Annotated in this window: 15 protein-coding genes and 1 pseudogene; 9 read left to right on the forward strand and 7 right to left on the reverse strand. The window is 65.4% G+C overall.

Going from position 1 to position 25,281, the window contains the following annotated elements:
- Positions 1-30: 30 nt before the first annotated feature.
- Positions 31-1,017 (forward strand): threonine/serine dehydratase family protein, encoded by a 987-nt coding sequence (locus tag BMY71_RS15480; protein WP_092684891.1) that lies wholly within the window; start codon positions 31-33, stop codon positions 1,015-1,017.
- 100 nt (positions 1,018-1,117) lie between these two features.
- Here the strand turns inward: BMY71_RS15480 and BMY71_RS15485 are convergent, their stop codons facing one another.
- Positions 1,118-2,563: a hypothetical protein gene (locus BMY71_RS15485; protein WP_092684893.1), complete on the reverse strand. Its 1,446-nt coding sequence runs from the start codon at positions 2,561-2,563 to the stop codon at positions 1,118-1,120.
- 75 nt (positions 2,564-2,638) lie between these two features.
- Here BMY71_RS15485 and BMY71_RS15490 point away from each other — a divergent pair, with 75 nt between their 5' ends.
- Positions 2,639-3,847, forward strand: coding sequence for an MFS transporter (locus tag BMY71_RS15490; RefSeq protein WP_092684895.1), 1,209 nt, complete (start codon positions 2,639-2,641; stop codon positions 3,845-3,847).
- Here BMY71_RS15490 and dgcA read toward each other — a convergent pair.
- The gene (dgcA, locus tag BMY71_RS15495; protein ID WP_092684897.1) at positions 3,817-4,812 is read right to left on the reverse strand and encodes an N-acetyl-D-Glu racemase DgcA; all 996 of its coding nucleotides are present in this window, start codon (positions 4,810-4,812) and stop codon (positions 3,817-3,819) included. The genes BMY71_RS15490 and dgcA overlap by 31 nt on opposite strands.
- 106 nt (positions 4,813-4,918) lie before the next feature.
- On the opposite strand from dgcA, the gene BMY71_RS15500 reads away from it, so the two are divergent.
- The 3 genes from BMY71_RS15500 to BMY71_RS15510 all read left to right on the forward strand — a co-directional run bounded on the left by BMY71_RS15500 (position 4,919) and on the right by BMY71_RS15510 (position 7,879).
- Positions 4,919-6,070 carry an ABC transporter permease gene (locus BMY71_RS15500; protein ID WP_011502057.1) on the forward strand — a complete coding sequence of 384 codons (1,152 nt, stop codon included), beginning with the start codon at positions 4,919-4,921 and terminating at the stop codon, positions 6,068-6,070.
- 2 nt (positions 6,071-6,072) lie between these two features.
- Positions 6,073-6,843, forward strand: coding sequence for an ABC transporter ATP-binding protein (locus BMY71_RS15505; RefSeq protein ID WP_011502058.1), 771 nt, complete (start codon positions 6,073-6,075; stop codon positions 6,841-6,843).
- A gap of 124 nt (positions 6,844-6,967) precedes the next feature.
- Positions 6,968-7,879, forward strand: coding sequence for an MlaD family protein (locus BMY71_RS15510; protein WP_041805213.1), 912 nt, complete (start codon positions 6,968-6,970; stop codon positions 7,877-7,879).
- 868 nt (positions 7,880-8,747) lie between these two features.
- Here the strand turns inward: BMY71_RS15510 and BMY71_RS15515 are convergent.
- Both BMY71_RS15515 and BMY71_RS15520 read right to left on the reverse strand, forming a co-directional pair.
- Positions 8,748-9,743, reverse strand: coding sequence for a hypothetical protein (locus BMY71_RS15515; RefSeq protein ID WP_139202652.1), 996 nt, complete (start codon positions 9,741-9,743; stop codon positions 8,748-8,750).
- Between the two features lie 374 nt (positions 9,744-10,117).
- Entirely contained in the window at positions 10,118-12,439 is a 2,322-nt protein-coding gene (locus BMY71_RS15520; RefSeq protein ID WP_092684901.1) for a tetratricopeptide repeat protein, read from the reverse strand.
- A 666-nt stretch (positions 12,440-13,105) separates the two neighbouring features.
- Between BMY71_RS15520 and BMY71_RS25290 the strand changes: the two are divergent.
- Both BMY71_RS25290 and BMY71_RS15530 read left to right on the forward strand, forming a co-directional pair.
- Positions 13,106-13,333, forward strand: a pseudogene (locus BMY71_RS25290) (hypothetical protein).
- 72 nt (positions 13,334-13,405) lie between these two features.
- Entirely contained in the window at positions 13,406-15,889 is a 2,484-nt protein-coding gene (locus BMY71_RS15530; RefSeq protein ID WP_092684903.1) for an arylsulfatase, read from the forward strand.
- A 270-nt stretch (positions 15,890-16,159) separates the two neighbouring features.
- Here the strand turns inward: BMY71_RS15530 and BMY71_RS15535 are convergent, their stop codons facing one another.
- Positions 16,160-22,507: an apolipoprotein A-IV repeat region-like domain-containing protein gene (locus tag BMY71_RS15535; protein ID WP_092684905.1), complete on the reverse strand. Its 6,348-nt coding sequence runs from the start codon at positions 22,505-22,507 to the stop codon at positions 16,160-16,162.
- A gap of 417 nt (positions 22,508-22,924) precedes the next feature.
- Between BMY71_RS15535 and BMY71_RS15540 the strand changes: the two genes are divergently transcribed.
- The gene (locus BMY71_RS15540; protein WP_011502063.1) at positions 22,925-23,269 is read left to right on the forward strand and encodes an Hpt domain-containing protein; all 345 of its coding nucleotides are present in this window, start codon (positions 22,925-22,927) and stop codon (positions 23,267-23,269) included.
- A gap of 141 nt (positions 23,270-23,410) precedes the next feature.
- On the forward strand, positions 23,411-23,731 hold the full coding sequence (locus tag BMY71_RS15545) for a 2Fe-2S iron-sulfur cluster-binding protein (protein WP_011502064.1): 321 nt from the start codon (positions 23,411-23,413) through the stop codon (positions 23,729-23,731).
- On the opposite strand, the gene BMY71_RS15550 is transcribed toward BMY71_RS15545, so the two are convergent.
- Positions 23,728-24,816, reverse strand: coding sequence for an alpha/beta hydrolase family protein (locus BMY71_RS15550; RefSeq protein WP_175557687.1), 1,089 nt, complete (start codon positions 24,814-24,816; stop codon positions 23,728-23,730). The genes BMY71_RS15545 and BMY71_RS15550 overlap by 4 nt on opposite strands.
- Complete coding sequence (locus BMY71_RS15555) at positions 24,813-25,268, reverse strand: acyl-CoA thioesterase (protein WP_092684909.1); 456 nt, start codon at positions 25,266-25,268, stop codon at positions 24,813-24,815. The genes BMY71_RS15550 and BMY71_RS15555 overlap by 4 nt, the downstream gene beginning before the upstream one ends.
- Positions 25,269-25,281: the final 13 nt, after the last annotated feature.

Genomic DNA, 25,281 nt, shown 5'->3' on the forward strand with positions numbered 1-25,281 from the left:
CGCCGAGCCTCGCCGCGTTACGATCCGCCCATGATGGATCAGCTCTCGTTCCCGATCACCGCTGCGGATATCGACGCGGCGGCCGAGGTGCTCGCGCCCTATGCGGTGCGCACGCCGTTGTTGACGTCGCCGGCGCTGGACGCCGCCACCGGCGCACGCGTGTATCTGAAGCCGGAGATGTTGCAGCGGACCGGCTCGTTCAAGTTTCGCGGCGCCTTCAACAAGCTGTCGTCGATCCCGCAGCAGGCGCGGGGCGGCGGCGTCGTGGCGTTTTCCTCGGGCAACCATGCCCAGGGCGTCGCCGCGGCGGCGCAGATTCTCGGGATGCGCGCCACCATCGTGATGCCGGCCGACGCGCCGGCGTCGAAGCGCGAGCGCACCAAGGGCTACGGCGCCGAGGTGGTGCTGTACGATCGCGAACGCGAGGATCGTGAAGCGATCGCGCGGGACATCGCCGACAGCCGCGGCGCGACGCTGGTGCCGCCTTATGATGATCCCAAGGTGATCGCTGGGCAGGGAACGGTCGGCCGCGAGATCGCGGCAGACCTCGCCGCGCTCGGCGTCACGCCCGATATCGTGGTCGCTCCGGCCTCCGGTGGCGGGCTCGTTGCCGGCACTGCGGTCGCGGTAACGACGCGCTTTCCCGAGGCCGCGGTGATGTCGGCGGAGCCGGAAGCGTTCGACGATCACGCCCGCTCGATCGCCGCCGGTCGCCGCGAGCCGCATCGCGCTCAGGGCCGCACCATCTGCGACGCGCTGATGGCTTCGATCCCCGGCGAACTCACCTTCGCGATCAATCAGCAGCTTCTGGCGCGCGGCGTCACGGCATCCGACGCAGAGGTCGCGACCGCAGTGGCCTTCGCATTCCGTGAGTTGAAGCTGGTGGTCGAGCCCGGCGGCGCGGTGGCGCTGGCGGCATTGCTTGCGGGGCATATCGATGCGCGCGGTAAGACCATCGCGATCGTGTTGTCAGGCGGCAATGTCGATGCAGACTTGTTCGCGAGGCTGATTGCTTAGCGGCGAGGCCCTGAAGGCAAGGTTCCTGGAGCTCCGGCATTGACGCGTTCTCTTGACGCGAGCCGATATCCACTTCGTTGAAAACGCGACAAGGTAAGGCTCAGGAGAAGAACGCGACCTTCTCGGCCTGGCTCATCCGTCGCAACGGCGCCAGCGGGTCGCTACGCGGCTGTGAGGGTTGCGCGACGACACCGCTCGCGATCAGCGCCGCGCCAAGCGACGCCGTTGCCCCCGGGGCGGGCGTCTGCGCTGACATCGTGGCGGCCGCGGCCATGATCGGCTGCGCTGCGTGCTGCGTTCCGTGCAACGGCTCGCCACGCTCGCCAATCTCGAACGTCGAGACATCGATCGACGGCGCCGCGGCTTCGGCGAGCCCTGCGGCCTCCGCATGTTGCTGCTGGATTGCGACTTCTACAGCGAGCTGTTCGATCTCCGAGCGCTCGACGGCGGCGATCCCGGCTTCGGTCGTCTGTTCGGCATCGGCCTGTGCGGCAGCGATTGCCGCTTCGAGTTCGCCGGGTTCGGGAGGCTGCGGGGCCGACATCTCGGTCGCGATCAGATCGAGCATCGCGTCGACGTCTGCAGCCTCGTCCTCGCTTGCGGTTTGTGCTTCGGAGGTCTCTGCAACAGCGGCCGACTGATGGTGCAAAGTCGTCGGCCCGACGTCGGCCGGCGTTGCCATCGGCTCGACGAACTCGATCCCGTCGGTCTCGGCCGCGGTCACGATCACCAGCTCGGACTCGGGTGTCGCTTCCGGCCTTGCCATTGCTTCGGGCGTTGCCGTTGCGTCCGGCGCTGCTGTTGCCTCCGGCGTTGCCATTGTTTCTGGCGCAGCCGCTGCGTCCGGCGCTGCCATTGCCACCAGCTCTGCGACTGCGGTCGGCTCGGGCGCTTCAGTGACGGACTCTGCGGCCGGCTCAATCGCGGCCGCAGCTTCGGGCAGTTCGCCATCGGCGGTCGGGAATGCCGGTTCGTCCTGGTTTGCAATGGGCGATTCGCCGGGGCTCATGCGAGCTTCGCCGGCGAGTTCGTGGATGCGGTCGAGCAGCCTGTCGAAGGTGGCCAGCGCAGCCTCGCTGTCGACGTCCGCGATCAGCCGATGGCCGGCATCGATCGCCGACAGCTGGGTATCGAGCAGGTTGCAGATCCGAATATCGGCGCCGCATTCGCGCAGCGTCCAGGACACCTCGCGGATGATCCGGACCCCGTCATGCGCTGCCACCAGCACGGCGTCGTTCTCGAGCCCTGCAATCGCCTTCGCGACTCCGGCGCGCGCTTCGCCGACGACGGCCCGGATCGCGATCAGTGATTCGCTCAAGGACGGGCCGATCGGCTGCTTCTGCGCGGCGAGGTTCTTCTCGATTCGCGCCACCGCATCGAGCACCATGTGGGTGTCGGCGTTGCGGTTGCGCTTGGCGTATTCGCTGAGAAACCAGCGTCCGCGCGAGGTTTCCATGAAGGCTTCGCGGATCGCATCGTAGTCAGCGTCGCTCGGCATGGCCGGGCGAGCGGAGATCGGCGAGAGTGCGAAAGCTTCGTCGGCCATCAGGGACTCATTGCACAAATCACTGTGCGTCAGGATAACGATCACCACGATCCGCGTCGAATCGCAATTGAATTGATGTCTACCGAATCAGGAATCCCCATCAGAGCCAAGGCTCCAAAGCGATTCGCTGCAGGGCTCGCGGTGTTCTACGCGACGGTGTTCGGCGTCACCGGCGCCTATCTGCCGTTCTTTACGGTGTGGCTGAAAGCGATTGGCATCGAGGCGTGGTGGATCGGCATCATCGTTGCGACGCCGGCGATCACGCGTTTCACGGTGCTGCCGTTCATCACCGCCGAGGCGGAACGGCGCCAGGCGCTACGCGCGGCGCTTGTTATCACGGCGATCGTCACGACGATCGGCTTCATATGCCTCGGAGTGCTACGAGGCCCGCTGGCGATCCTCGCGGTGTTCATGGTGACCGCTTGCGCCTGGACGCCGATGGTGCCGCTGACCGACGGCTATGCCCTCAAGGCGGTGGCGCGGTTCGGCCTGAACTACGGACCGCTACGGCTTTGGGGGTCTGCGGCCTTCGTCGTCAGCGCGCTGGTGAGCGGGGCGCTGGCCGATATCATCTCGCCAGAACACCTGATCTGGTTGATCGCGGCCTCAGCGGGCCTCGGCGTCATCGCTGCCCTTGGCTTGCAGCCGCTCGATGCCCCGGGCGCGCGACAGGGGCCTGCGCGTCGCGTCGCGCTACTGCGCAATCCGGCCTTTCTTGCGATCATCATCCCGGCCGGGATGATCCAGGGCAGCCATGCCGCGTACTACACGTTCGGGTCGATCGTCTGGCAGGGCGCAGGCTACAGCGGCATGACGATCGCAAGCCTCTGGGTGCTCGGCGTCCTCGCCGAGATCGTCGTGTTCGCATTGTCGCCGCGTTTCACGCTGTCGCCGGCGTTGATGATGCTCGGCGGCGCGCTCAGCGCGGTCGTGCGCTGGCTGATCACCGCTCAGGATCCGCCGCTCGCCGTCCTCGTCGCCGTGCAGCTGCTCCACGGCCTGACATTCGGCCTGACGCAACTCGGCACCATGGGGCTGCTGATCCGCCACGCGCCCGGGCACGTCATTGCGCGTGCGCAGGGCTATTACACCGCCTGCTCGGGGCTCGCGATGAGCAGCGCGGCGATGCTGTCGGGCGCGCTGTTCGAGCGCTACGGCTTGGCCGTCTATGATCTGATGGCGGTGATGGCATTCACCGCGGCGGTCGTTGTGGTCTTGTCGCGTCGCCGGCTGGAGGCGCCGCCGGCGAGCGATCAGCCCCACAGTCCGGGCTCAGGCGGATAGACGGTGCTGCCGTCGTAGCGCAGGCCGTTGTCGCGGTCTCTGGCGAGCAGCAAGGGGCCGTCGAGATCGACGAAACGGGCATAAGGCGTCAGCAGCATCGCCGGCGCCATCGACAGCGAGGTTGCGACCATGCAGCCGACCATGATGTCGAGGCCGAGCGCCCGCGCCGCTTTCGCCATCGCGATCGCCTCGGTCAGGCCTCCGGTCTTGTCGAGCTTGATGTTGATCGCGTCATAGCGCCCGCGCAGGCCTTCGAGCGAACCGCGGGCGTGGAGACTTTCGTCGGCGCAGACCGCGATCGGCCGCCTGATCTGCGCCAGCGCCTCATCGCGCCCGGCCGGCAGCGGCTGCTCCACCAGCGTGACGCCGGCATCCGCGCAGGCCGCCAGGTTGCGAGCGAGGTTGTCGGGCGTCCACGCCTCGTTGGCGTCGACGATCAGTTCGGCCTGCGGCGCCGCGCGGCGGACCGCGGCGATTCGGGCGTCGTCGCCGTCGCCGCCGAGCTTGATCTTCAGGAGCGGGCGGGCGGCGGCCCTCTCGGTCGCTTCGGCCATCGCGTCCGGCGTGCCGAGCGAGATGGTGAAGGCTGTAATCGCGGCGCGCGGCGCGGCGCTGCCGAGCACGTCCCAGGCGCGCCGGCCGCTGGCCTTGGCCTCGAGGTCGAGCAGCGCGCAATCGAGCGCGTTGCGCGCGGCGCCCGGCGGTATCGCGGAGTGCAGGCCGGCGCGGTCGAGCCCGCGACGCAATGGCTCGCGCATCGCCTCGATCGCGACCAGGGTCGCATCAGGCGTCTCGCCATAGCGGGCATAGGGAACGCATTCACCCCGGCCGGCTTGTCCATTGCGGCTGATCTCGGCAATCACCACGACCGCTTCGGTCTTGGCGCCGCGGCTGATCGTGAAGGCGCCCGCGATCGGCCAGCGCTCGATACGGGCGGTCAATTCGGGCAGTTGAGTGGAAGTCATCCGGATTTCCGGCACATTGAAACCGGAGGGTTGCCCGGCGCAACTAAGTATGGCTGGTACTGACCCTTCCTCACAAGTCGCTGATTGAACTCCGGATTGGCTCAAAATGGCACAGCAGCTGGCATTGGACGGCGGTCCGACGCTCGAACATATCGCGCGAGGCGAGGGGCTGGCCCTGTGCGCCGCAGGTTCCTGGACCGCGCGGTTCGCGCCGTCGCTCGAGCGGATCGTCGCCGACGCCGAGAAATTGACCGGGACGCGGCCGAACATCTTCATCGATGTGTCTGAAGTCGCACGGCTCGACACCTTCGGCGCCTGGCTGATCGAGCGGCTGCGCCGAAATCTCACCCAGGATGGCGTCGAGGCCCGGATCGCGGGACTGTCGGCGAATTATGCGAGCCTGGTCGACGAGGTCCGCCAGGTCCAACCGGACGTCCCGGCGGTCGCATCGGGCGGGGCATTGCGGGCGCCGATCGAGAAGCTCGGTCGGACCATGTATGTCTTCGCGGACGACATCGTCGCGTTGATCAGCATGTTGGGCGCGGTGCTGGCCGGCGTGATGCGGGCAATCCTGCATCCGACGACGTTCCGTCTGACCTCGACGGTGCATCATCTGGAGCAGGTGTGCTGGCGCGCGGTGCCGATCGTCGTGCTGATCACTTTCCTGATCGGCTGCATCATCGCGCAACAGGGCATCTTCCATTTCCGCCGGTTCGGCGCCGACGTGTTCGTGGTCGACATGCTCGGCGTGCTGGTGCTGCGCGAAATCGGCGTGCTGCTGGTGGCGATCATGGTCGCCGGCCGCTCGGGCAGCGCCTACACCGCCGAACTCGGCTCGATGAAGATGCGCGAGGAGATCGACGCGCTGCGCACCATGGGGTTCGACCCGATCGACGTGCTGATCGTGCCGCGGCTGATTGCGCTGCTGCTGGCAATGCCGATCCTGACGTTTCTCGGCGCGATGTCGGCGCTGTATGGCGGCGGGCTGGTGGCGTGGCTGTATGGCGGGGTCGATCCGGAGGCGTTCTTGCTGCGGCTGCGCGACGCGATCTCGATCAATCACTTCACCGTCGGTATGATCAAGGCGCCGGTGATGGCGCTGGTGATCGGCATCGTCGCCTGCGTCGAAGGGCTGGCGGTGAAGGGCAGCGCCGAGTCGCTCGGCAGTCACACAACCGCCTCGGTGGTGAAGGGGATCTTCTTCGTGATCGTGATGGACGGCGTGTTCGCGATCTTCTTCGCCTCGATCGGGATTTGACGATGGCGCCCGAAGCAAACGACCCGATCATCCGGGTCCGCGACGTCTCCGTGCAGTTCGGCGCCACCAAGGTGCTGAACAATCTCGATCTCGACGTCCGTCGCGGCGAGATCCTCGGCTTCGTCGGCCCGTCGGGGGCCGGCAAATCGGTGCTGACCCGCACCATCATCGGGCTGGTGCCGAAGCTCAGCGGCCAGATCGAGGTGTTCGGCGTCGACCTCGACGCCGCCGGCAAGGTCGAGCGCCGCGGCATCGAGCGGCGCTGGGGCGTGCTGTTCCAGCAGGGCGCGCTGTTCTCGTCGCTGACGGTGCGCCAGAACATCCAGTTTCCGGTGCGCGAATATCTCAAGCTGTCGCAGCGGCTGCTCGACGAGATCACCATCGCCAAGCTGGTGATGGTCGGCCTCAAGCCGGAAGTCATCGACCGCTACCCGTCGGAGTTGTCGGGCGGCATGATCAAGCGCGTCGCGCTGGCGCGGGCGCTGGCGCTGGATCCGGAGCTGGTGTTTCTCGACGAGCCGACCTCGGGCCTCGATCCGATCGGGGCCGGCGACTTCGACGAACTGGTGCGCACGCTGCAGCGCACTTTGGGTCTCACCGTTTTCATGGTAACTCATGACCTCGACAGCCTTCATACCGCGTGCGACCGGATTGCCGTTCTCGGAGACGGCAAGGTGATTGCGGCCGGATCGATGGCGGATATGCAGGCGTCGCAGCATCCGTGGCTGCGGTCGTACTTTCATGGCAAGCGCGCGCGCGCGGTGGTCGGCTAGGCATGGTCGGTCTTGCCGGGCGAGATGTTGTTTTCAGAGGCGGGCGCCGCTTTGAGTCCGCAATTGGCGCGCAAGGGGGGCCATGCGTCCGTCGTGCGGCGCCGGGCGTCGTTGGAGTAGATTGATGGAAACGCGGGCGAATTACTTCCTGATCGGCACTTTCACCCTGGCGGTGATCGCCGCGGCGTTCGGCTTCGTGCTGTGGTTCCAAAGTCTTCATTCCACCAAGGCGCGCAGCCCCCTGCGGGTGGTGTTCGAAGGCGCGGCCTCGGGCCTGCGCAACGGCGGCAGCGTCAATTTCAACGGCGTTCGGGTCGGCGAGGTGATTTCGGTCAAGCTCGACAATCCGAAGCGCGTGGTGGCGCTGGCGATGGTCGAGAACACCGCGCCGATCCGCAAGGACACGCTGGTCGGGCTCGAGTTCCAGGGCCTGACCGGGGTCGCGGCGATTTCGCTGAAGGGCGGACTGGATTCCGCCCCGCCGGTACCGCTCGACGAGGACGGCGTGCCGGTGCTGACCGCCGACCCCGAGCTGCTGATGGATATCTCGGAATCGGTGAAGGCGACGCTGCGCAACCTCAACAAGGTCGTCGCCGAAAATGCCGAAACAGTGAAGGAGTCGCTGTCGAACCTGCAGACCTTCACCGCCAGTCTGGCGCGCAGCTCGGACAAGATCGACAGCATCATGGTCAAGGTCGACGGTGTGATCGGCAAGACCGACAGCGTGATGCAGGGGATCGACGCCTTGGCCGGCGGCAAGGACGGCGGCGAGCTGTTCCAGGCGGTCAAGTCGTTCCGGGAACTCGCCGACAACCTCGACAAGCGCTCCAACGCGCTGATCATCGACGGCCGCCGCACGCTGGTCGATATCAGCCGGGCGGTGAACAATCTCGACCGGAACCCGACGCGTCTGTTGTTCGGGCCGAGCAACAACGCTGCGCAGGAGCAGGCGGCGCCGCCGCGCCTACAGGTCGCCCCGCCCACGGCCGCGCGCGCCGAACAACCCCGCCCGCCGCGCCGGCGGGTGGCGCAGTAGGCGCTGCGCCAATCAGCGGGCCGGGCGATGACTGACGTCACTGCCGGGTGTAGTTCGGGAGGTGCAGCCGCCGCACCAGCCCCTGTCGTCATCCCCCGCGGATCGGGGGATCCAGTATCGCAGAGCGCTGATGGTGACACGCGGCAGGTGCAGTTCACTTCGCCGTTTCGCAGCGCGAACGCTCTGGGATACTGGGTCGCCCGGTCGAGCCGGGAGATGACGGGGCAGAGTGGGTGGCGAGGTCTGCCCCCATCTCAACGTCGATCTGATTCAACTGTCAAACAGCCACGTCCCAAACAGCCACAATTTCGCGATCCCGCGGCGCTAAGCGCCCGGGGTTTGCTGCGGTCGCTTCGCCCTCTTTGGAAAGAGGGCGCGCGGAACGCCGGGTGCCCGATGCACCCGCGGCCTCGTGTGCAAAGTGAAAAAGCACACGAGTTAGAAACCACGGTTGCGCCGGAAACATCCGGCGTTCCGCGCGCGTTGGGTTTTGTCGGCTTGCTCCGCGACGGGGCCCCCGGCGGCCGGTCCGTGCGTAGGACCACCGTTGTGAGGACTGACGAACCCCAGAGCTGCGCCCCGACAAGGGCGCAGATGTGGCTCTGCCTCGTGGCGCGAAGGCGATCGCGCCGGGACCTCGCGGTTTGGGCCGCCATCGCCGCGGTGTGGTCGTCAGCCTGCTTCGCGCGCCCGATTACTCGACCGCACTCCCCTGCATCGAACACCGCGGCGTCGCCACCGCATCCCGCCCCGCGTCCGTGACGATCGCGAGCCGCCCCTCTCGGTGAGGCGGGATGAGCGAGGTATATGATCCTATAGGAATTTTGTCAAGGGACCGGTGGCTTGTACGGCGGGTTTTGTCAGCCCTTCAACGAATGCAGATGAACACCGAAGACCTGAAGTCCTTCGATTTATGGTCGAAACTATGAATTTCGCTTGCGATTTCGACCTTGTGTGAAACTCGCTGCGACATAAAGGGGAGCGACTTACTACTCCCGCAATGAGTTGGTTTCGCTGATGGGTAATAAATCATCCTGCCGTTTTCAGTCTCGGAGAGATGACGCCCATCCAGCGACGTCCGCACCAGTCGCTGCGCCCCCTTGTCGCAACACTCCATGTTTCCGCTGAAAACAACATGGTCGACGCCGCCGCTGTCGATCGACCACGCAATGACCTCCGGCCCTTCACTTGCCGGCTCTTTGATCGTGATCCGCCTGGTGCCGGTAATCGTTCCAGCAAAGACGCCTTCGTGTCGATTTCGGTCGAGATCGTAGACGCTCCACGCGATCCAGATATCATTATCAATATGGGCTGGCGGAGTTGCGTAGATGAATTTCCTCGGATCGGCCGGAATGACTTCAACCGGCGATGAGCAGGCGTGACCGCTGATATCGATCACGCCGAGCCCGCCGCCCTGGTTCGCCTCCGTGCGGACGATTAGCTTCGACGTAGGACCAGCCCGGATGAAGCGTGGATAGGTGAAACGGCCCGTGAGGTGACAGATCAGCGATGAATCGAGAGTTTTCAAATCGACCCGGTAAACGAAAAGGTCGCTGCTATGGTGGGAAGTGGCGACCAGCAACGATCCGTCCCTCTCCGATAATGCGGGAGCAGAGTGGTCGTCTGGGGTGTCATAGCGATGAATGGTCGCTCGTCGAGAGACCTTCTTGTCGTCTATTCGGACGACCTCGATGCCGCCGCTGCCTGTCGCATAGCCGGCAAAGATAGCTCGATCGGCCTCGACTGCCGGCGGTGAGTTGAAATGCAGAATGGATGCAGAGGAACTGAGATCAATTCGTTCGGCAGAGCAGGTGGATGTTGCCACGAAGAAAACGATCAGAGACGCCACCATCGTCTTAAACACTTCAGAGATCCAATCTGCGATTATGAGTTAATGTGATGGCCTCACGGTTCCGGATTAGGTATTTCGTGCGCAATATAAGCGCAACCGGAAAGTACGAAAATCAGATATGCGAAAGAAACGGTGTGGAGGTGACATTTGAAGTTGCGCGCGGGAGCCATCTGAAAATTGCGCGCGACAGCGCCCCCCCGGCCGACGCCAAGCAGCGTCCACCGCTCCCGCCGCGTCCGTGACGGTCGCGAGCCGCCCCTCTCGGTGAGGCGGAGTGCTGTGGCAGTAATCCTAGATTGGAAGCTTGGCGATTGGCGTTTGAATTCGGCGTCGCAGAGAGGCGGACGCGGACTGTTGGGAGTTCGGCCGATCCAAACCCGCAGCCGTCATTGTCGCGGCGTGGCGGCGCTGCGAAGCTTGAGGATCACCTCCGCAAGCTCTTTGTCATCCGGCGTGACGATGGCGAGCTGCTCGGCATAACCGAGCGCCGCCGGAGCATCGCCGGCCATCTGGGTGAACGATACGAGGGCCCGAAGAATCTCGGGATTGTTAGGATGGGTGCGGAGGGCGCCCTTGAGGACGGTCATGGCTTCTGCGCGGCGGCCGCTGGAATGCAGCGCAACAGCGTAGACATAAGGGTAACGCGGCTGCTCCGGCTCGAGATCCGTCGCGCGCTGCAATTCGCCGAGCGCGTCGTCGGGCCGCTTCAGGCGCGTCAGATTGAGGCCCAGCGCGTGATGCAGCGCCGCATCCCGCGGAGAAACCGCCAATGCGGCGCGAAGGACAATTTCGCCCTCGCTGTCCCGGCCGCGCTGCCGATAGAGGTCACCGAGGTTGATCGCGGCCGTGGCGTATTGTGGGCTCAGACTGAGCGCCGCCCTGTATTCGGCCTCAGCCTCGGACATCAGGCCGCGCTGCGTCAGAAAATTTCCAAGCATGGTCCGGGCTTCCGGACGCTCGGCATTGGCGCGTTGCGCATCGACAAATTCAGAGGCCGCACGATCGAATGCCACTCGGTCCCGTTCTGGCTGGCTTGCGGTCGGCACCGCCGCCAGCAGCGCTGCCGCCCTGATCCGGACCCCGCGGACAGGATCGGACAACAACGGGGACGCGAAGGGCCAGAGCTGACCGACGGGAACGTTGTCCAACATGTCGAGCGCACCGATCCGCACGATCGGATCAGGATCGGCGAGAGCGGCTCGGGTCATCGTGACATGCGCGGCCGAGACGCGCGAGCCCAGTTCGCCAAGCGCGCTGGCGCGAACCACGGCGGGCGCCTGGCGATCCGCCGCGAGCACAGATAGCAGCGCGGCAGCATTGACCTGGTCGGTGCGGGCGGCATGAAATGCCGCTGCGTAAGACCGCAAGTCCTTGCGGACCGGGCCGTACCATCGTTCGACGGCTGCCGCCGACCACTGTGGCGACTTGTCCTGATGACAGTCGTTGCAGGCATTCGGGGTCCCGAGCGTGACGGAAAGATCAGGGCGCGGAATTCTGAACGCGTGATCGTGCCTGACATCGATCACCATATAGGTCCGGGTCGGCATGTGGCACGAGATGCAGGTCGGCGCCCGGTCGATCGCGGCGTGGCGGCGATGGTCCACGCCGGCATATTTGTCGGACGCGTGACATTGCAGGCAGACGCCTTCGCCGGCGAGGCGCAGCTTGCCGCTGTGCGGCTCGTGGCAGTCGCTACAAGTCACGCCGGCGGCAAACATCCTGCTTTGCCTGAAAGGGGTGTAGTTATACGCCTCCTCGTTGTCCCGGATCTGGCCGTCGGCATGGTAGGTGTTGCGCGCAAGCGCTTCGACGGCATGGGTTTGCGACAAGGATCGCCCCGGTATCCAGTTCTCGTCGAAGCCGGCCCGGCGGGCGTGACAGAGACCGCAGGTTTCGACCTCCTTGCGTAGCGTTGCCGGGGCTGCCGAGCGTTGCGTGTTCCCGCTTCGTGGGTCCATCGGCCAAATGATGCCTTGGCGTTCGTCGAAACGAACCAGCAATCCCTTACTGGTGTCTCGCCGCCGGCCGAACGGCCACCAACTGTGCTGATCGCGCGCCCAGGCGGCGTGACGCGAGCCCTGCCCATGACAGGCTTCGCAGCCGACGCTGATCTCCGCCCAGGTCGTCGCGAAACGATCCGTTCTGGCGTCGTAATTCTTGCGCAGTCCGGTCGAGTGACACTCCGCGCACATGAAATTCCAGTTCTGGTTCAGCTTGGTCCAGTGGAGGATATCGTCGTGCCGGATTTCCTCATGGGGTGAGAGGTGAAACCAGTGCTGGCCGCCCTTGTCCTGCGGTCTCGCGTCCCAGGCGAGCGGCAATGCCTGCAGGCGTCCGTCGGAGAATTCGACCAGGTATTGCTGCAAGGGATCGATACCGAATGTATACTTCACCTCGAACACCGCCAGCTTGCCGCCGGCACCATCGGTCTCGACCCAAAACTTGCCGTCCTTGCGGAAGAAGCGGGAGCGCGAGCCGTAGTAGTCGACGCTTGCATCGTTGAAATTGCCGAGCACGGTCCGGTCGGTGGCGTGCTGCATAGCGGCCTTGTGCTGCGATGTACTCCACGAATTTGCTTCGGTTTGGTGACAGCCAGCGCATGTTTCGCTGCCGACGAAGGTTGCAGCGGCTTCGGTTTGACGGGTGGGAGTGAACTCGCCACGCTTTGAAAACTGGAATCCGACCGCGAGTGCTGCGAACCCGATCATGACTGCCGTCGCGACCAAGATGCGGCGTGTCGTGGGGAGCAGGGCCTTCAGTCCGCGAGGAACCGTCTCCCGCCGCGCCGCCGGCACAATCACCTGCGCCGTGTCCTTGCGGGATCCACCTTTGCTCCGGGTTCTCCGTCGTCTGCGTACCAACTGTGAGGCTCTTCAGCGTTGCGGTCGTCGAAACGATGATCAAACGGTTCACTCGCATGATCAGGCCTTATGCTTGAGCCCGCCGTCAAGTTGGGCGGAAGCGTCCGGCCGAACAGCCTTGGCGGTCACAGTCGGACACTGCTCATCGCGGCTCCTGGGGCAGGATGAGTTGTCTTCGAGCTGTCATCAGTTCCAGTCTGCTCTATCCGGCTCCGGCTTGCTGTCACCGCATGACTCTTCCCAAAACCGGCGTCGAGGTTTCGGGATCATGCACTAGAGCTTTTCCGGTTCTGATCAAATCAGAACCGGAGCTCTCACTTTTTGTTCTGACGCGTTTTCTTCACGCGAACCGGTTTCCACTTCGCTCGAAAACGCACTAACGAGGACGAAGGGGCGAACAGTCTAGCTCCGAAGCTTGATCTGGATCAAATACGGCGACCGGATTGAAGCTGAACCTGCGCAAAATCAAAACGTCGGAAGAGCGGAGGAGTCGACCATGAGAGTGTTGAGCGAATAGCATCGGCGCTTCTGGCGGCGGTGTCCGTTGCCGTAACTACTCAGCATGGCCATGCAGCGGTCGTGTATTGCCAATAGGTGAGCTATCCCGCCGGCTGTATCGTGAGGCCGGGCGTGGTGTTGCGGCCCCGGCCGGTCGCGCGAGCCGTGGTGAGGCCGGGCGTCGGCGTGGTCGGAACGCCGATGAACCGTGGCGGCCCGGTCAATCGGGTCGGCAGACGCTGACTCGATTCTGGATGCCGGTGGCTCGAGACAACCCTGTTTGTTGTGGCGTAGCAGTCTTCGTTGGAGGACACCATGAAGCGATTGGCTTTGAAGCGATTGGTTTCGGTTGTTGCGCCACTGTCGTTGCTGGCATCGTTGTTGCTGGCGTCATGGATCGGCTACGCAAGCGCCCAGCAGGCGGCTCCGATCGACCCGGCTCCGATCAACCCATCGATGCCCACCGATCGCTCGGTATTGCCGATTCCTGAACCGCAATACCCGCACAGCACGGTATTCGACGTCCGCAACGCAACGCCACCGCCGCGGTTCGAAGTCAAGGCTCCGGCGGGCGCGCCGAACGTGGTCATCGCTCTGATCGACGATATGGGGTTTGGCCAATCCAGCGCATTCGGCGGACCCGTCAGGATGCCGACAGTCGAGGGCCTCGCCAATCAGGGACTCCGCTACAATGAGTTTCACACCACGGCGCTTTGCTCGCCGACACGCGCCGCGCTGCTCAGCGGACGCAATCACCACATCAACAACATGGGCTCGATTACGGAAACGGCGACTTCGTTTCCCGGGCAAACCGGGCAGCGCCCGAACAGCGTGGCATCGGTCGCAGAGATTCTGCGGCTGAACGGCTACAGCACCGCCCACTTCGGCAAGAACCACGAAACCGCGGCGTGGGAGGTCAGTCCGTCCGGTCCGACCGACCGCTGGCCGACGCGTCAAGGGTTCGACAAGTTCTACGGATTCATGGGGGGCGAGACCAACCAATGGGCGCCCCTTCTGTATGACGGTACGGCCCAGGTCGAACTACCAAAAGACCCGAACTATCATTTTATGACCGACATGACGAATCATGCGGTCGACTGGATGAAGTCGCAGAAGGCGCTGACGCCGGACAAGCCGTTCTTCATCTACTTCGCGCCCGGCGCCACACACGCGCCGCATCAGGTGCCGAAGGAATGGATCGCTAAATACAAAGGCAAATTCGATCAGGGCTGGGACCAGCTTCGCGAAGAGACCCTGGCGCGGCAGATCAGGCTCGGCGTGGTGCCGGCCGGCACCAAGCTCGCCCCGAAGCCCGAGCCGATCAAGGATTGGGCCACGCTGAACGCAGACGAGAAGAAGCTGTTCGCGCGCCAGATGGAAGTCTTCGCCGGTTTCGGCGAATACGCCGACACCGAAATCGGCCGTCTGATCGAGGCCATCAGGCAAACGGGTCAGCTCGACAATACGCTGATCTTCTACATCGTCGGCGACAACGGCGCGAGCGCTGAAGGCGGCATGAACGGCCTGTTCAACGAGATGACCTATTTCAATGGCGCTCAGGAAACCGTTCAGGATGTTCTGAAGCACTACGACGAGCTGGGCGGCCCTAACACCTATGGCCACTATGCAGCCGGTTGGGCGATTGCAGGCGATACGCCGTTCACCTGGACCAAGCAGGTGGCCTCCAGCTATGGCGGTACCCGTAACGGCATGGTGATCCACTGGCCCAAGGGCATCGCCGCAAAGGGTGAGGTGCGCTCGCAATGGCATCACGTCATCGATGTCGTGCCCACAATTCTCGAAGCGGCGAGTTTGCCGGAGCCGAGCGCCGTCAACGGCACGCTTCAACTGCCGATCGTCGGCAACAGCATGGTGTATACGTTCGCCGACCCGAAAGCGGCGAGCACGCACAAGACCCAGTACTTTGAGATCTTCGGCAATCGCGCGATCTACAGCGATGGATGGCTGGCCGGAACGGTTCACCGAGCGGCATGGGAAACCAAGCCCCGCAGGGCGCTCGAACAGGATGTCTGGGAACTCTACGATACGCGGTCGGATTTCAGCCTCGTCAACGATCTGGCGGCGACGAATCCCGACAAGCTGAAGGAGTTGCAGGATCTGTTCATGAAGGAGGCGGAGAAGAACTCCGTCCTGCCGCTCGACGATCGAACCCTGGAGCGCACCAACGCAGCTCTGGTCGGACGCCCGGATCTGATGGCCGGTCGAACCACGCTGACGGTTTACGAGGGAATGATCGGGATGTCTGAAAACGTCTTCATCAATCTCAAGAACCGGTCTCACACGGTCACCGCCGTGGTGGATGTTCCGAAGGCCAACGCCAACGGCGTCCTGATGGCCCAGGCCGGGCGATTTGGCGGCTGGAGCCTGTATGTGAAGAACGGCAAACCGGTTTACACCTACAACTGGCTCGGCCTGAAACGGTTCAGTATCGCCGGCAAACAGCCGATACCGGCCGGCAAAGCAACGATCCGTTTCGAGTTCGTCTACGACGGCGGGGGGCTCGGAAAGGGCGGCCTTGGCACCCTTCTGGTCAACGGAAAACCCGCTGCTTCAGGTCGCATCGATCAGACCCAATGCTGCTTCTATTCGGCCGACGAAGGCGCCGATGTCGGCGCCGACGAAGGAACGCCCGTGACCGAAGACTACAAGTCGCCGTTCAAATTCACCGGAAAGATCTCGTCAGTGACGATCGAGCAGAAAGAGATGAAGAAGACCGAAAGCGAGGACGCCGTTCAGGCTCGCAAGGCGGCGCTGTTGAAGAAGGGACTGTCGGATTGAGCAGCAGTTCTGGAATGACGAAGGAGAGGCTTCGTCGACTGTTCGTCGTCGGTAGCCCGGGTGTTGCTGCACTCGTCCGGGCTACGGTTTCGTGCGCTTTTGCTCGCGATGGGAAAGTAGTGGGAGCATCGCTTCGTTCACCCAAGCGGTGATCCGAGCAACTCCAATGGCGGTTGGTCGTGCTCGGCAAAAAAAGAAAAGCGGAGGCCAGAGGCCTCCGCTTTGTCGTTGTTAGTTAAGTCCCGTCGCCGGATCGGGCAGGGCGCTCGTTCACCCCAGCCGTCCCGCGGCGTGGGCCAGCAGGGTGTAGACCAGTCCGGTCTCCGAGCTGAGATGGGTGCGCAGCGCTTGCGGGCCGCGTTCGTCGCGCGCCACCTCGTCGAGCAGGCGCTCGAACTCGGTGATGTAGCGGTCCACCGTCTGCTTGAAGGCGCGGTCGCTGCGATATTTGCGGGCGACCTCGTCGAACGCCTTCTGGCCGGCGGGGGTGTACAGCCGCTTGCTGAACGCCTTGGCTTCGCCGCGCTGGTAGCGGTCCCACATCTCCAGCACAAGGTTGCGGTCCATCAGCCGGCCGATGTCGAGCGACAGCGATTCCAGCGGATTGCCGCTCATCGCCTGCTGGGGCGTCCGGCCGCGCGGGGGCTCGCGCTCCGCGCCGGTGTCGGCGCGGTTCAACAGGTCCGACAGCCAGCCGTCACGGCCCTGATCGGCGGCGGTCGGAGCGACCGGCGGAGCTTCGGTGCGGCGCGGCGCAGGACCGGCGATTCCGAGGTCCGGAGGCGGCAGGGTCGATGCGCTGGCGTCACGTCGGCTCGATTGCCGCGACACGGGCTCCCGCGACACCGGCTCGGCCGGCCGCGAGATCGCTTCGCTGCGGCCGCCGCCGGCGGTCGCCAGCATCGGCTCTTCCTCGCGGGCTGCGCTGGCGCGGGTCGTGCCGACCACGTCCAAGCCGCGGCCGTGGCGGGCGACGATGCGGTTGAGCTCGGCCAGCGCCTCGATCTGGTCGACGATCACCTTGCGCATCTGCGCGGTGCTCTCGGCGGCCTCCTGCGGGATCTCGAGCACGCCGCGACGCAGTTCTTCGCGGGTGGCTTCGAGTTCGGTGTGCATCTCCGACGCCATCTGCTTGATGCCCTGGACGATCGCCGAGAAGCGGTCGGCCGATTGCTTGAACAGGGCGTCGGCTTCCTGGGTGCCCTGCTGATAGACCTGGTGCATCGTCTCGGCGGTGAGGCGGCGCTCCTTTTCGGCGGCGCTGCGCACCGCTTCGAACTGCTGGGTGATGCTGGCGGAGCCGGCGCCGGCGGTCTCGGCCACGATCCGCGCGATGTCGCGCGCCCGTTCCTCGGCGGCAGCGAGCGATTCATCGAGCAGGCCGGTGAAGCGGCTCAGCCGCTGGTCGAGATCGGCGGTGCGCAGGTCGATGGTGGTGACCAGCGATTCCAGCGACTCCTTGCGCTCGGTGACCGAGGTCGAGGCCGAGCGGTTGCTCTGCTGCACCAGATCGGCGGCTTCGGCCAGCGCCTGGCCGTGGGCCTCGAACTGCACGGACAGCGCGTTGAGGTCGGACAGTGCCTTGCTGGTCTTGGTGTGGAAGCCGGTGAGCTGATCTTCCAGGCCCTGCGTGGCGGCGCCGCTGCGGGCGTTGACGTCGTTCATCGTGGCGACGAAGTCCGCCACGCGGGTGACCAGCGCGCGCTCCAGCGAGTTGAGGTTGTCGTGAGCGCCGGTGAGCACTTCCTGCAGCAGGATGTTGCCCTCGCGCAGCCGCTCGAACAGCGCCACCGTATCGGAGCGCAGGATCTTGCTGGTCTCCTGCATCTCGGTGACGGCCGCGACCGACACCTGGCGCGACTGATCGATCGCCGATCGCGAGGCCAGTTCGAGGTCCTTGAGCGACTTGTTGATCGCGCCGGTCGCCAGATCGCCGGCGCCGGTGATCGAGCGCGCGACGTCGTTGCCGTTGGTGGTGATCGAGTTCGAGAACGCCTTGCCGCGAGTCTCGATCGCGTTCAGCGCATCGGTGGTGACGCGATCGATGTCGACGGTGAGCTGGTTGGTCTTGCCCGACAGGGCCTCGACCAGCACGCCGCGCTTGCTGTCGATGATATGCGACAGCCGGTCGGCCTGTTGCTGCACGTAGCTGACGATCTCGTCGGTCTTGGCGGAGATCGTCGAGCCGAAGCTGCCGCTGGCGGCGAACACCGACCGTTCGATGTCTGCCGAAGTCGATTTGATCTTCGAGCTGACCTCGTTCGAGACCGAGACCAGCGTGGTCTGGGCGGCGGCCGCACTGGCCTGGATGTTGTCGGTGGTGTTGATGGTGACCGCCGCGAGCGTGCGCTCGATATCGGCGGAGATCGTCTTGATCTGCGTGGCCGCTTCCGCGGTGCTGTTGGTGAGCGTCGCCTGCACCTCGCGGGCGCTGCCCAGGATGGTGGTCGCCGCCGTGACGCCGGCCGAGCTCAGCGAGCGCTCGACATCGATCGCCAGCGACTTGACGTGGTTGGCCGCTTCCTCGGAGGCGTTGACCAGCGTCGACTGCGCTTCACGCGCGCCGGTGACCATCGATTCCGCGGACGTCATGCCGGCGGTGATCAGGGTGCGCTCGAGCTCGGCAGCAAGCGACCGGACCTGATCGGAGGCCGAGGTCGACGCGTTGGCGAGCGTGCTCTGGACGTCCCGCGCGCTGGCGAGGATGGCGCCGGCGGTGGCGCTGCCTGCAGCGGTCAGCGTGCGCTCGACGTCGCCAGTCAGCGCCATGACCTGGTTCGACGCCTCGGTGGAGGTCGCAACCAGAGTGTGCTGGGCGTCGCGAGCTCCCGACAGGATGGTCTCGACGGTGGCTGCGCCGGCCGCCGTCAGTTTGCGTTCGACGTCGCTGGCCAGCGAGATCACCTGGCTCGACGCCTCGGAGGAGGCGGCGACCAGCGTGTTCTGCGCCTCGCGCGCGCCGGCGACGATGCTGCTTGCGGTCGACGATCCAGCTTCGGACAGCGTGCGCTGAACCTCCGCGCTGAGCGATTTGACGCGTTCTGCGGCTTCCTCTGACGCCGCCATCAGCGTGGTCTGGGCGGCGCGGGCGCCGCCGAGGACCGATTCCGCCGTCGCATTGCCGGCGGCGTACAGCGTGCGTTCGATATCCGACGACAGCGAGCGGATCTGACCGGTGACTTCGGTCGAGGCCGAGAGCAGCGTGCTGTGCACCTCGCGGGCCCCCGCCAACACCGATGCCGACGTGGAGTCGCCGGCGCCGGTGATGGTGCGCTCGATATCGGCGGACAGCGAGCGGATCTGCCCGGTGACCTCGGTCGAGGCCGACAGCAGCGTGCTGTGGGCTTCGCGGGCGCCCGCCAGCACCGACGCCGAGGTGGCGTCGCCGGCACCGGTGAGGGTGCGCTCGATATCGGCGGACAGCGATCGGATCTGGTTGGCGACGTCGGAGGACGACGACACCAGGGTGGCCTGCGCCTCGCGGGCGCCCGCCAGCACCGACGCCGAGGTGACGTCACCGGCGCTGGTGAGGGTGCGCTCGATATCGGCGGACAGCGATCGGATCTGATTGGCGATGTCGGAGGACGACGACACCAGGGTGGCCTGGGCCTCGCGGGCGCTGTTGAGCACCGAGGCCGAGGTGGCGCCGCCGACATCGGTCAGCGAGCGCTGGATTTCAGCCGACAGCGTCCGGATCTCGGCGGTGATGTCGCTCGAGGTCGCGACCAGCGTGCTCTGGGCTTCGCGCGCGCCGGCGAGGACCGAAGCCGCGGTCGACGTGCCTGCGACCGCGAGGGTGCGCTCGACGTCGGCGGACAGCGACTTGAGCTGGGCCACGGTGTCGCTCGACACCGCGGAGAGTTTGGCCTGCGCTTCGGTCGCGCTGACCACCACCGAATTCGCGGCGTTGGTGCCGACCGCGGTGAGGGCGCGTTCGATCTCGGCCGAGGTGAGCTGCAGCTGGGCGCCGACCTCGGTCGACACCGACAGCATGGCGTCCTTCGCCGAGCGGGTGCCGGACTGGATGGTGTCGCTGGTGCTGATGGCGAGGTTGGTGAGCGAACGTTCGGCGTCCGACACGTGCGACTTGATGCCGAGCGATAGCTCTTCGGCGCGCGCCATCAACAGGTTGCTCGCCTCGCGGCCGGTGTTCTCGAACCGGCCGGCCACCGCGTCGACGCGCGAGCCGAGCAGGTCTTCGAACTGCGACACGCGCAGATCGATATCGGTGAGCACCGTACCGACGCGGTTCTCGAGCCCCTCATGGATTTCCTGGAAGCGCGCGCTGACGGTCGCGGCGAGGCCGGTGCTGCGGCTGTCGATGGTGTCGGTGACGTTGGTGATGCGCTGGTCGATCGCGCCGATCGCCTGGGCGGTGCCGTCGGTCAGCGACGTGGTCAGATGCGACAGGCGGGCGTCGATCGACTCGATCGCCTGGACCGCGCCGGTGGTCAGCGTATCGGCGAGCCGGTCGATGCGGGTGTCGATCAGATCGATCGCCTGAGTGGCGCCGGTCGACATCGTGGTCGACAGCTGCGCGATCCGGTCGTCGATCAGACCGATCGCCTGCGTCGAGCCGCTCGACATCGTGGTCGACAGCTGCGCGATCCGGTCGTCGATCAGGCCGATCGCCTGCGTCGAGCCGCTCGTCAGCGTCGTCGACAGCTGCGCAATCCGGTTGTCGATGGCATCGACCGCCTCGATCGAGCCGATCGTCAGCGTGTCGGAGAGCTGCGCGATGCGGGTGTCGAGGCTCTCGGTCACCGACTTGGTACGCGACGTGAAGCTGTCGTCGAGCGACTTCAGATGGCCGCCGACGGTGTCGTCGAGCGACTTGACTTTGCTGTCGAGCGAGCCGTCGAGGCTGGTGACGCGGGCGTCGAACACGGTCTCGAAATGCGACAGGCGCTGATCCAGCGTGGCGCTGATCTCGTCGCCGCGCGCAGTGACGCGCTGATCGAAATTGTCGACATAGGTCTTCAGGGTGCTGGAAATATCCTGGGTGCGCTGGCCCATGCGGTCGACGATCTCGCCGCCATAGGTCTTCACGGTACGGTCGAATTCGGAAATGTGGCGGGTGATCAGCGCGCCGAGCGTGCCGCTGTCGCGCGCGAACTTCTCGGCGAGTTCGGAGCCCTGCTGCTTCACCAGATCGTCGAACGAGCTCATCTGCAGGCTGAGAGCGTCGTGGGCGTTCTCGGTCTGGCTGACCACCTTGGCCACCAGCGTGTTGACGGTGACGTCGAGCGCTTCGCTGGCCTTGTCGCCGCTGGTGAGGATCTGGTCGGCGAGGCGATTGCCGGCGTCGTCGATCTTGCTGACGAGGTCGCCGCTGCGCAGCTCGAGTTCGAGCAGCAGTGAGTCGCTGGAGTTCTTCAGCGAATCGTGGACCTGCTCGGTGCGCTCGGAGATGCCGTCGACGATGCTGGCGGAACGCTGCTCGAAGTCGCCGGTGATGCGGTCGAGGCGCTCGTTGAGCATGTCGTGGACACGGTCGGCGAGTTCGACGAACTCGTCGTGGACGTGACCGGTCTTGAAATTCAGGCTGGCGGTCAGCCGTTCGCTGGCGTCGAGCACCGCGCGGGTGGTCTCGGCGCTGGCTTCCTCGAGGCGGTCGAGCAGGTCGCCGCCGCGCTCGCCGAGCGCGAGGATCATGTTGTCGCCGGCATTGCCGAGGGCGCTGGTGATGTGCGCGCCGCGCTCTTCGAGCGCGCTGGTGATGCTCTTGGCCACTTCGTCGACCCGCGAGGCGATCGCGTCGGAAATCAGCGCGATGTCGTGACGCAAATCGATCTGCACGCCGGAGATGGCGCTGCGCACCTGCTCGGCCTGGCCGACCAGATTGTCGCGCTGATGCGCGATGTCCTGCAACAGCGCGCGGATCCGGACTTCGTTGTCGGAGTAGGCGCGTTCCAGCGCCGAGACTTCATTGGCGACCAGGGTTTCGAGTTCGCCGGCGCGCGCGATGGCGCGCTCGACGCCGTCGCCCATCGCGGCGACTTCGCGGCGGATCGCCTGACCGACGGTCACGACGGAATCGCTCGCCGCAATTTCGGGCTCGGAGAATCGCATCGCGACCTGCGCCATCGATTGCGCGATCATCCGCAATTCCTGACCGCGCCAGGTCAGACTCGCGAGGAAGTAGAACAGCATCACCGGCGCAAGGAACAGCGCGACCAAGCCGACCAGCGCAATCGTGCCGCCGCTGCCCTGACCGACCATCGCCTGCAGCGACGGCAGGAAGCTGACGGTCAGCACAATGCCGCCGAACACCCAGACGCCGGCGAAGATCGATGCGAGTGTATAGACGTTGCGGGACGGACGGCCCTTCTGCAGCGCCTGGAGGAGCTGGCCGATGGTCTCACGATCGTCATTGGCCGGGCGCTGGGCGAAAGCGCGCTCGTCGGCCTGTTCGAAAGTGGGACGGTCGGGTGCGATCCGCGGCTCCGGCGCGCCGTCGTTGTAAGCGGCTGGCGTGGTGATCGCCGGCGAGCCATCGCTCCGCACCGAGATCTGATCGTCGCCTGTCGTCGGCGCGTCGCTGATGTTCAGGGCTTCCTGAATCGCGGACAGCGCCACTTCGGTCGGATCTTTGATCTTCTTCGGATTATTCGCCATGTGACCTACGCCCTCGTTCTACGCATCCGGGGGACGCTGCATGATTGATCGCAGCTCGCCGCCGGTCTGGTGCTCAAATCCGGCGCGGTCGAACCCCCTCGACGCCGGGCTTTTGTCCACCACTTCCGGAAACATCCTATTGGCTCGGTGGATCGAATGAAATGGTCGACGTTAAGACAATCTTAATCATCGTTAACGGGAGTTGCCGCTAAGCCCTTCCGCCTACGTAAAAATCCTGTGGGAAGCAGGAAACGCTGCGAAATTGAGGACAAAATGGCCTCAAACTTGCGGCGTTGTCCCGAAATGATCCGTTAACCAATCGCGTGCTTCGATCGGTCCGATCCGTTTCCGGTATCAGGAAAGCGGTCATTCTCCGGGGAGTGGACCTTGTCGCTGCAGCTTGAATGGGTCGCGTGGATGCCGTCGCCGCCGTTGGTCCCGGAGTCCGGGGCAATTGATGAGGTGCATCTGGAGCGGATGACGCTCGGTGACAAGTCGCTGGAGCGCGAGGTCCTGACGCTGTTCTCGGCGCAGACGGAGCGGCTGCTGGGGATATTGGCGAATTGGCCGGCGGATGCGGCGGCGCTGGCGCATACGCTGAAAGGATCCGCCCGGGCGATCGGGGCTTTCGCGGTGGCGGACGCGGCGGCCGAACTCGAGGACGCGCTGCGACGCGGCAACGCCGGTCCCGAGCTTCTGGCGGCGCTGGGCACCGCGGTCGATCACGCCCGGATCACGATCGACGACCGGCTGGAGCGCTGAGCCGGATGGGTGCGGCGAATGGACGATCCGGCGGTTCCGGATTTTGCCCGCCGCGGCGCTGGCGGAAAGCCGATCGACCCGCTATAGGACAGCCCGTCATCCTTTCCCTGTCAGAACGAGCAGAGCGTCCGACGAGCAATCATGGCCAAGATTCACTTTGTTGATCACTCCGGAGAGACCCGCATCGTCGACGTCGAGAACGGCGCAACGGTGATGGAAGCGGCCATTCGCAACGCCATTCCCGGCATCGAGGCCGAATGCGGCGGCGCCTGCGCCTGCGCGACCTGCCACGTCTATGTCGACGAGGCCTGGCGCGAGAAAGTCGGCGGCCCGTCGCCGATGGAAGAGGACATGCTCGACTTCGGCTACGACGTGCGTCCGTCGTCGCGGCTGTCGTGCCAGATCAAGGTCTCGGACGAACTCGACGGCCTCGTGATCTCGACCCCGGATCGCCAAGCCTAACGGTTGGCCAAGCCGTCATCGACCGCATAGAGCGCGCAGTCCGGCGCATGTTGTCCACAGGCTTTCAGCGCCTCGGCTTCGGCCGTGGCGGTGGAGCGCTGGGCGGAGCGGAAAGCGAACGCGCCCGTCGGCGACATCGCGAACGCCTTGTGCGGGCTGCCGGCGAGATAGGCGGTAAAGCCGGCACGGCCGGCGGCGCTGAGCTGCGGCGGAAGCGGCAGATCGGCCACTGGTAGCGCGATCGGCTCGCGGCTGACGAGATGATGCGCCCGTAGGAACTTGTCGACCATCGGCGTCCAGATTGGAATTCCCGCCGCCGAGTACAGCTTATGGCCGTCGCTGCCGAACGCCGGCGCTTCGATCAGCTCGGCGCGGCCGCCGCTGGCGGTGAACGCCGCGTGCATCCGCCGCGCCAGTTCCGGTCCAAAATACTTGTCGTTGGCGGCATAGACCCACAGCGTCGGGACCCGCGCGGTCTTGCCATAAGTTGCGAACGCGTCGATCAGCGCCTCCTCGTCGCAGACGTCATTGTCCGCGCGCGAGCCGCGGCCGCCGGCGAACGAGATCACCGCAGCGAGGCCGGGTGGCGGCGTAGCCGCCAGCGCCAGGCCGGCGAAGCCGCCTGCCGAAACCCCGACCACGATCATGCCCTCCGTACTGACATCGGGGCGGCCGACCATCGCCGCGATCGCCGCGCGCAGATCGAGCGCGGAAGCGTTGCCGCCGGCCCAATAATTGCGGCGGCCGCACGGGCCGGCGCCCTCGGCGAAAGTGCCGTCGGAAGCGCCGTAGCCGCGCCGCATCACCACCAGCGCCGCAAAGCCGCGGCGGGCGAATTCGGCGGCATGCGGATAGGCCCGGTACGGCGACATCGCCGCGCGGTCGGCCGGTTTGCGCGGCGCGCCATGGGTCAGCACCGCCAGCGGATAGCGGCCGGGGCCGGCCGGCCGCAGCAGCATCGCCTCCAGTCCGCGCAGTCCGGCCACCGCCATCGGCAGCCGCAGTTCCTCGCGATGCAGCGACTCGGCACATGCCTGCGTGGCGACGAGTAGCGCCATGCAAAATGCTGCGATCGACCGCCTCATGTCGGCTCCACGCCGCGCCGCCACCATGGTGCCAGGCTGGCGATCAGATCGTCGGTCAGCGGCGTCGGCTTGCGGCTCTGCGCATCCACCAGCACGGTGACCGCGCGCGCCGAGGCGACGCAGACGCCTTCGGAAAACACCACCTGATCGAAATGCGTCGAGGTGCGGCCGAGCTTCACCAGGCCGATGCCGAGTTCGATGGTGCCCGGCCAATGCAATTCGCTGCGGAAATGGATGTCGAGACGGACCAGCACCCAGGACAGTCCCGGCGGGATCAGGCCCGAGGCAGGGTCCTTCATCAGCGTGACCCGGGCGGTCTCGAAATAGCTGGCGTAGACCGCATTGTTGACGTGGTTGTTCGGGTCGAGGTCGGCGAACCGGACGTTATCCGAAAGTCGATAGGGGAAGTCCTCGAGCCGAGGCAAAGCATGGTCGCGGGATCGTGCGGTCAAGGGCCATTCTCCG

Source organism: Rhodopseudomonas pseudopalustris (assembly GCF_900110435.1).
Lineage (GTDB): Bacteria > Pseudomonadota > Alphaproteobacteria > Rhizobiales > Xanthobacteraceae > Rhodopseudomonas > Rhodopseudomonas pseudopalustris.

Bases quoted from the DNA above. Each gene is read 5' to 3' on its own strand.
- dgcA (WP_092684897.1), bottom strand. From the start codon at position 4,812: ATGACTTCCACTCAACTGCCCGAATTGACCGCCCGTATCGAGCGCTGG.
- BMY71_RS15485 (WP_092684893.1), bottom strand. From the start codon at position 2,563: ATGGCCGACGAAGCTTTCGCACTCTCGCCGATCTCCGCTCGCCCGGCC.
- BMY71_RS15545 (WP_011502064.1), top strand. From the start codon at position 23,411: ATGGCCAAGATTCACTTTGTTGATCACTCCGGAGAGACCCGCATCGTC.
- BMY71_RS15490 (WP_092684895.1), top strand. From the start codon at position 2,639: ATGTCTACCGAATCAGGAATCCCCATCAGAGCCAAGGCTCCAAAGCGA.
- BMY71_RS15510 (WP_041805213.1), top strand. From the start codon at position 6,968: ATGGAAACGCGGGCGAATTACTTCCTGATCGGCACTTTCACCCTGGCG.
- BMY71_RS15535 (WP_092684905.1), bottom strand. From the start codon at position 22,507: ATGGCGAATAATCCGAAGAAGATCAAAGATCCGACCGAAGTGGCGCTG.
- BMY71_RS15550 (WP_175557687.1), bottom strand. From the start codon at position 24,816: ATGAGGCGGTCGATCGCAGCATTTTGCATGGCGCTACTCGTCGCCACG.
- BMY71_RS15500 (WP_011502057.1), top strand. From the start codon at position 4,919: ATGGCACAGCAGCTGGCATTGGACGGCGGTCCGACGCTCGAACATATC.
- BMY71_RS15480 (WP_092684891.1), top strand. From the start codon at position 31: ATGATGGATCAGCTCTCGTTCCCGATCACCGCTGCGGATATCGACGCG.
- BMY71_RS15530 (WP_092684903.1), top strand. From the start codon at position 13,406: ATGAAGCGATTGGCTTTGAAGCGATTGGTTTCGGTTGTTGCGCCACTG.
- BMY71_RS15520 (WP_092684901.1), bottom strand. From the start codon at position 12,439: ATGATCGGGTTCGCAGCACTCGCGGTCGGATTCCAGTTTTCAAAGCGT.
- BMY71_RS15540 (WP_011502063.1), top strand. From the start codon at position 22,925: ATGCCGTCGCCGCCGTTGGTCCCGGAGTCCGGGGCAATTGATGAGGTG.
- BMY71_RS15505 (WP_011502058.1), top strand. From the start codon at position 6,073: ATGGCGCCCGAAGCAAACGACCCGATCATCCGGGTCCGCGACGTCTCC.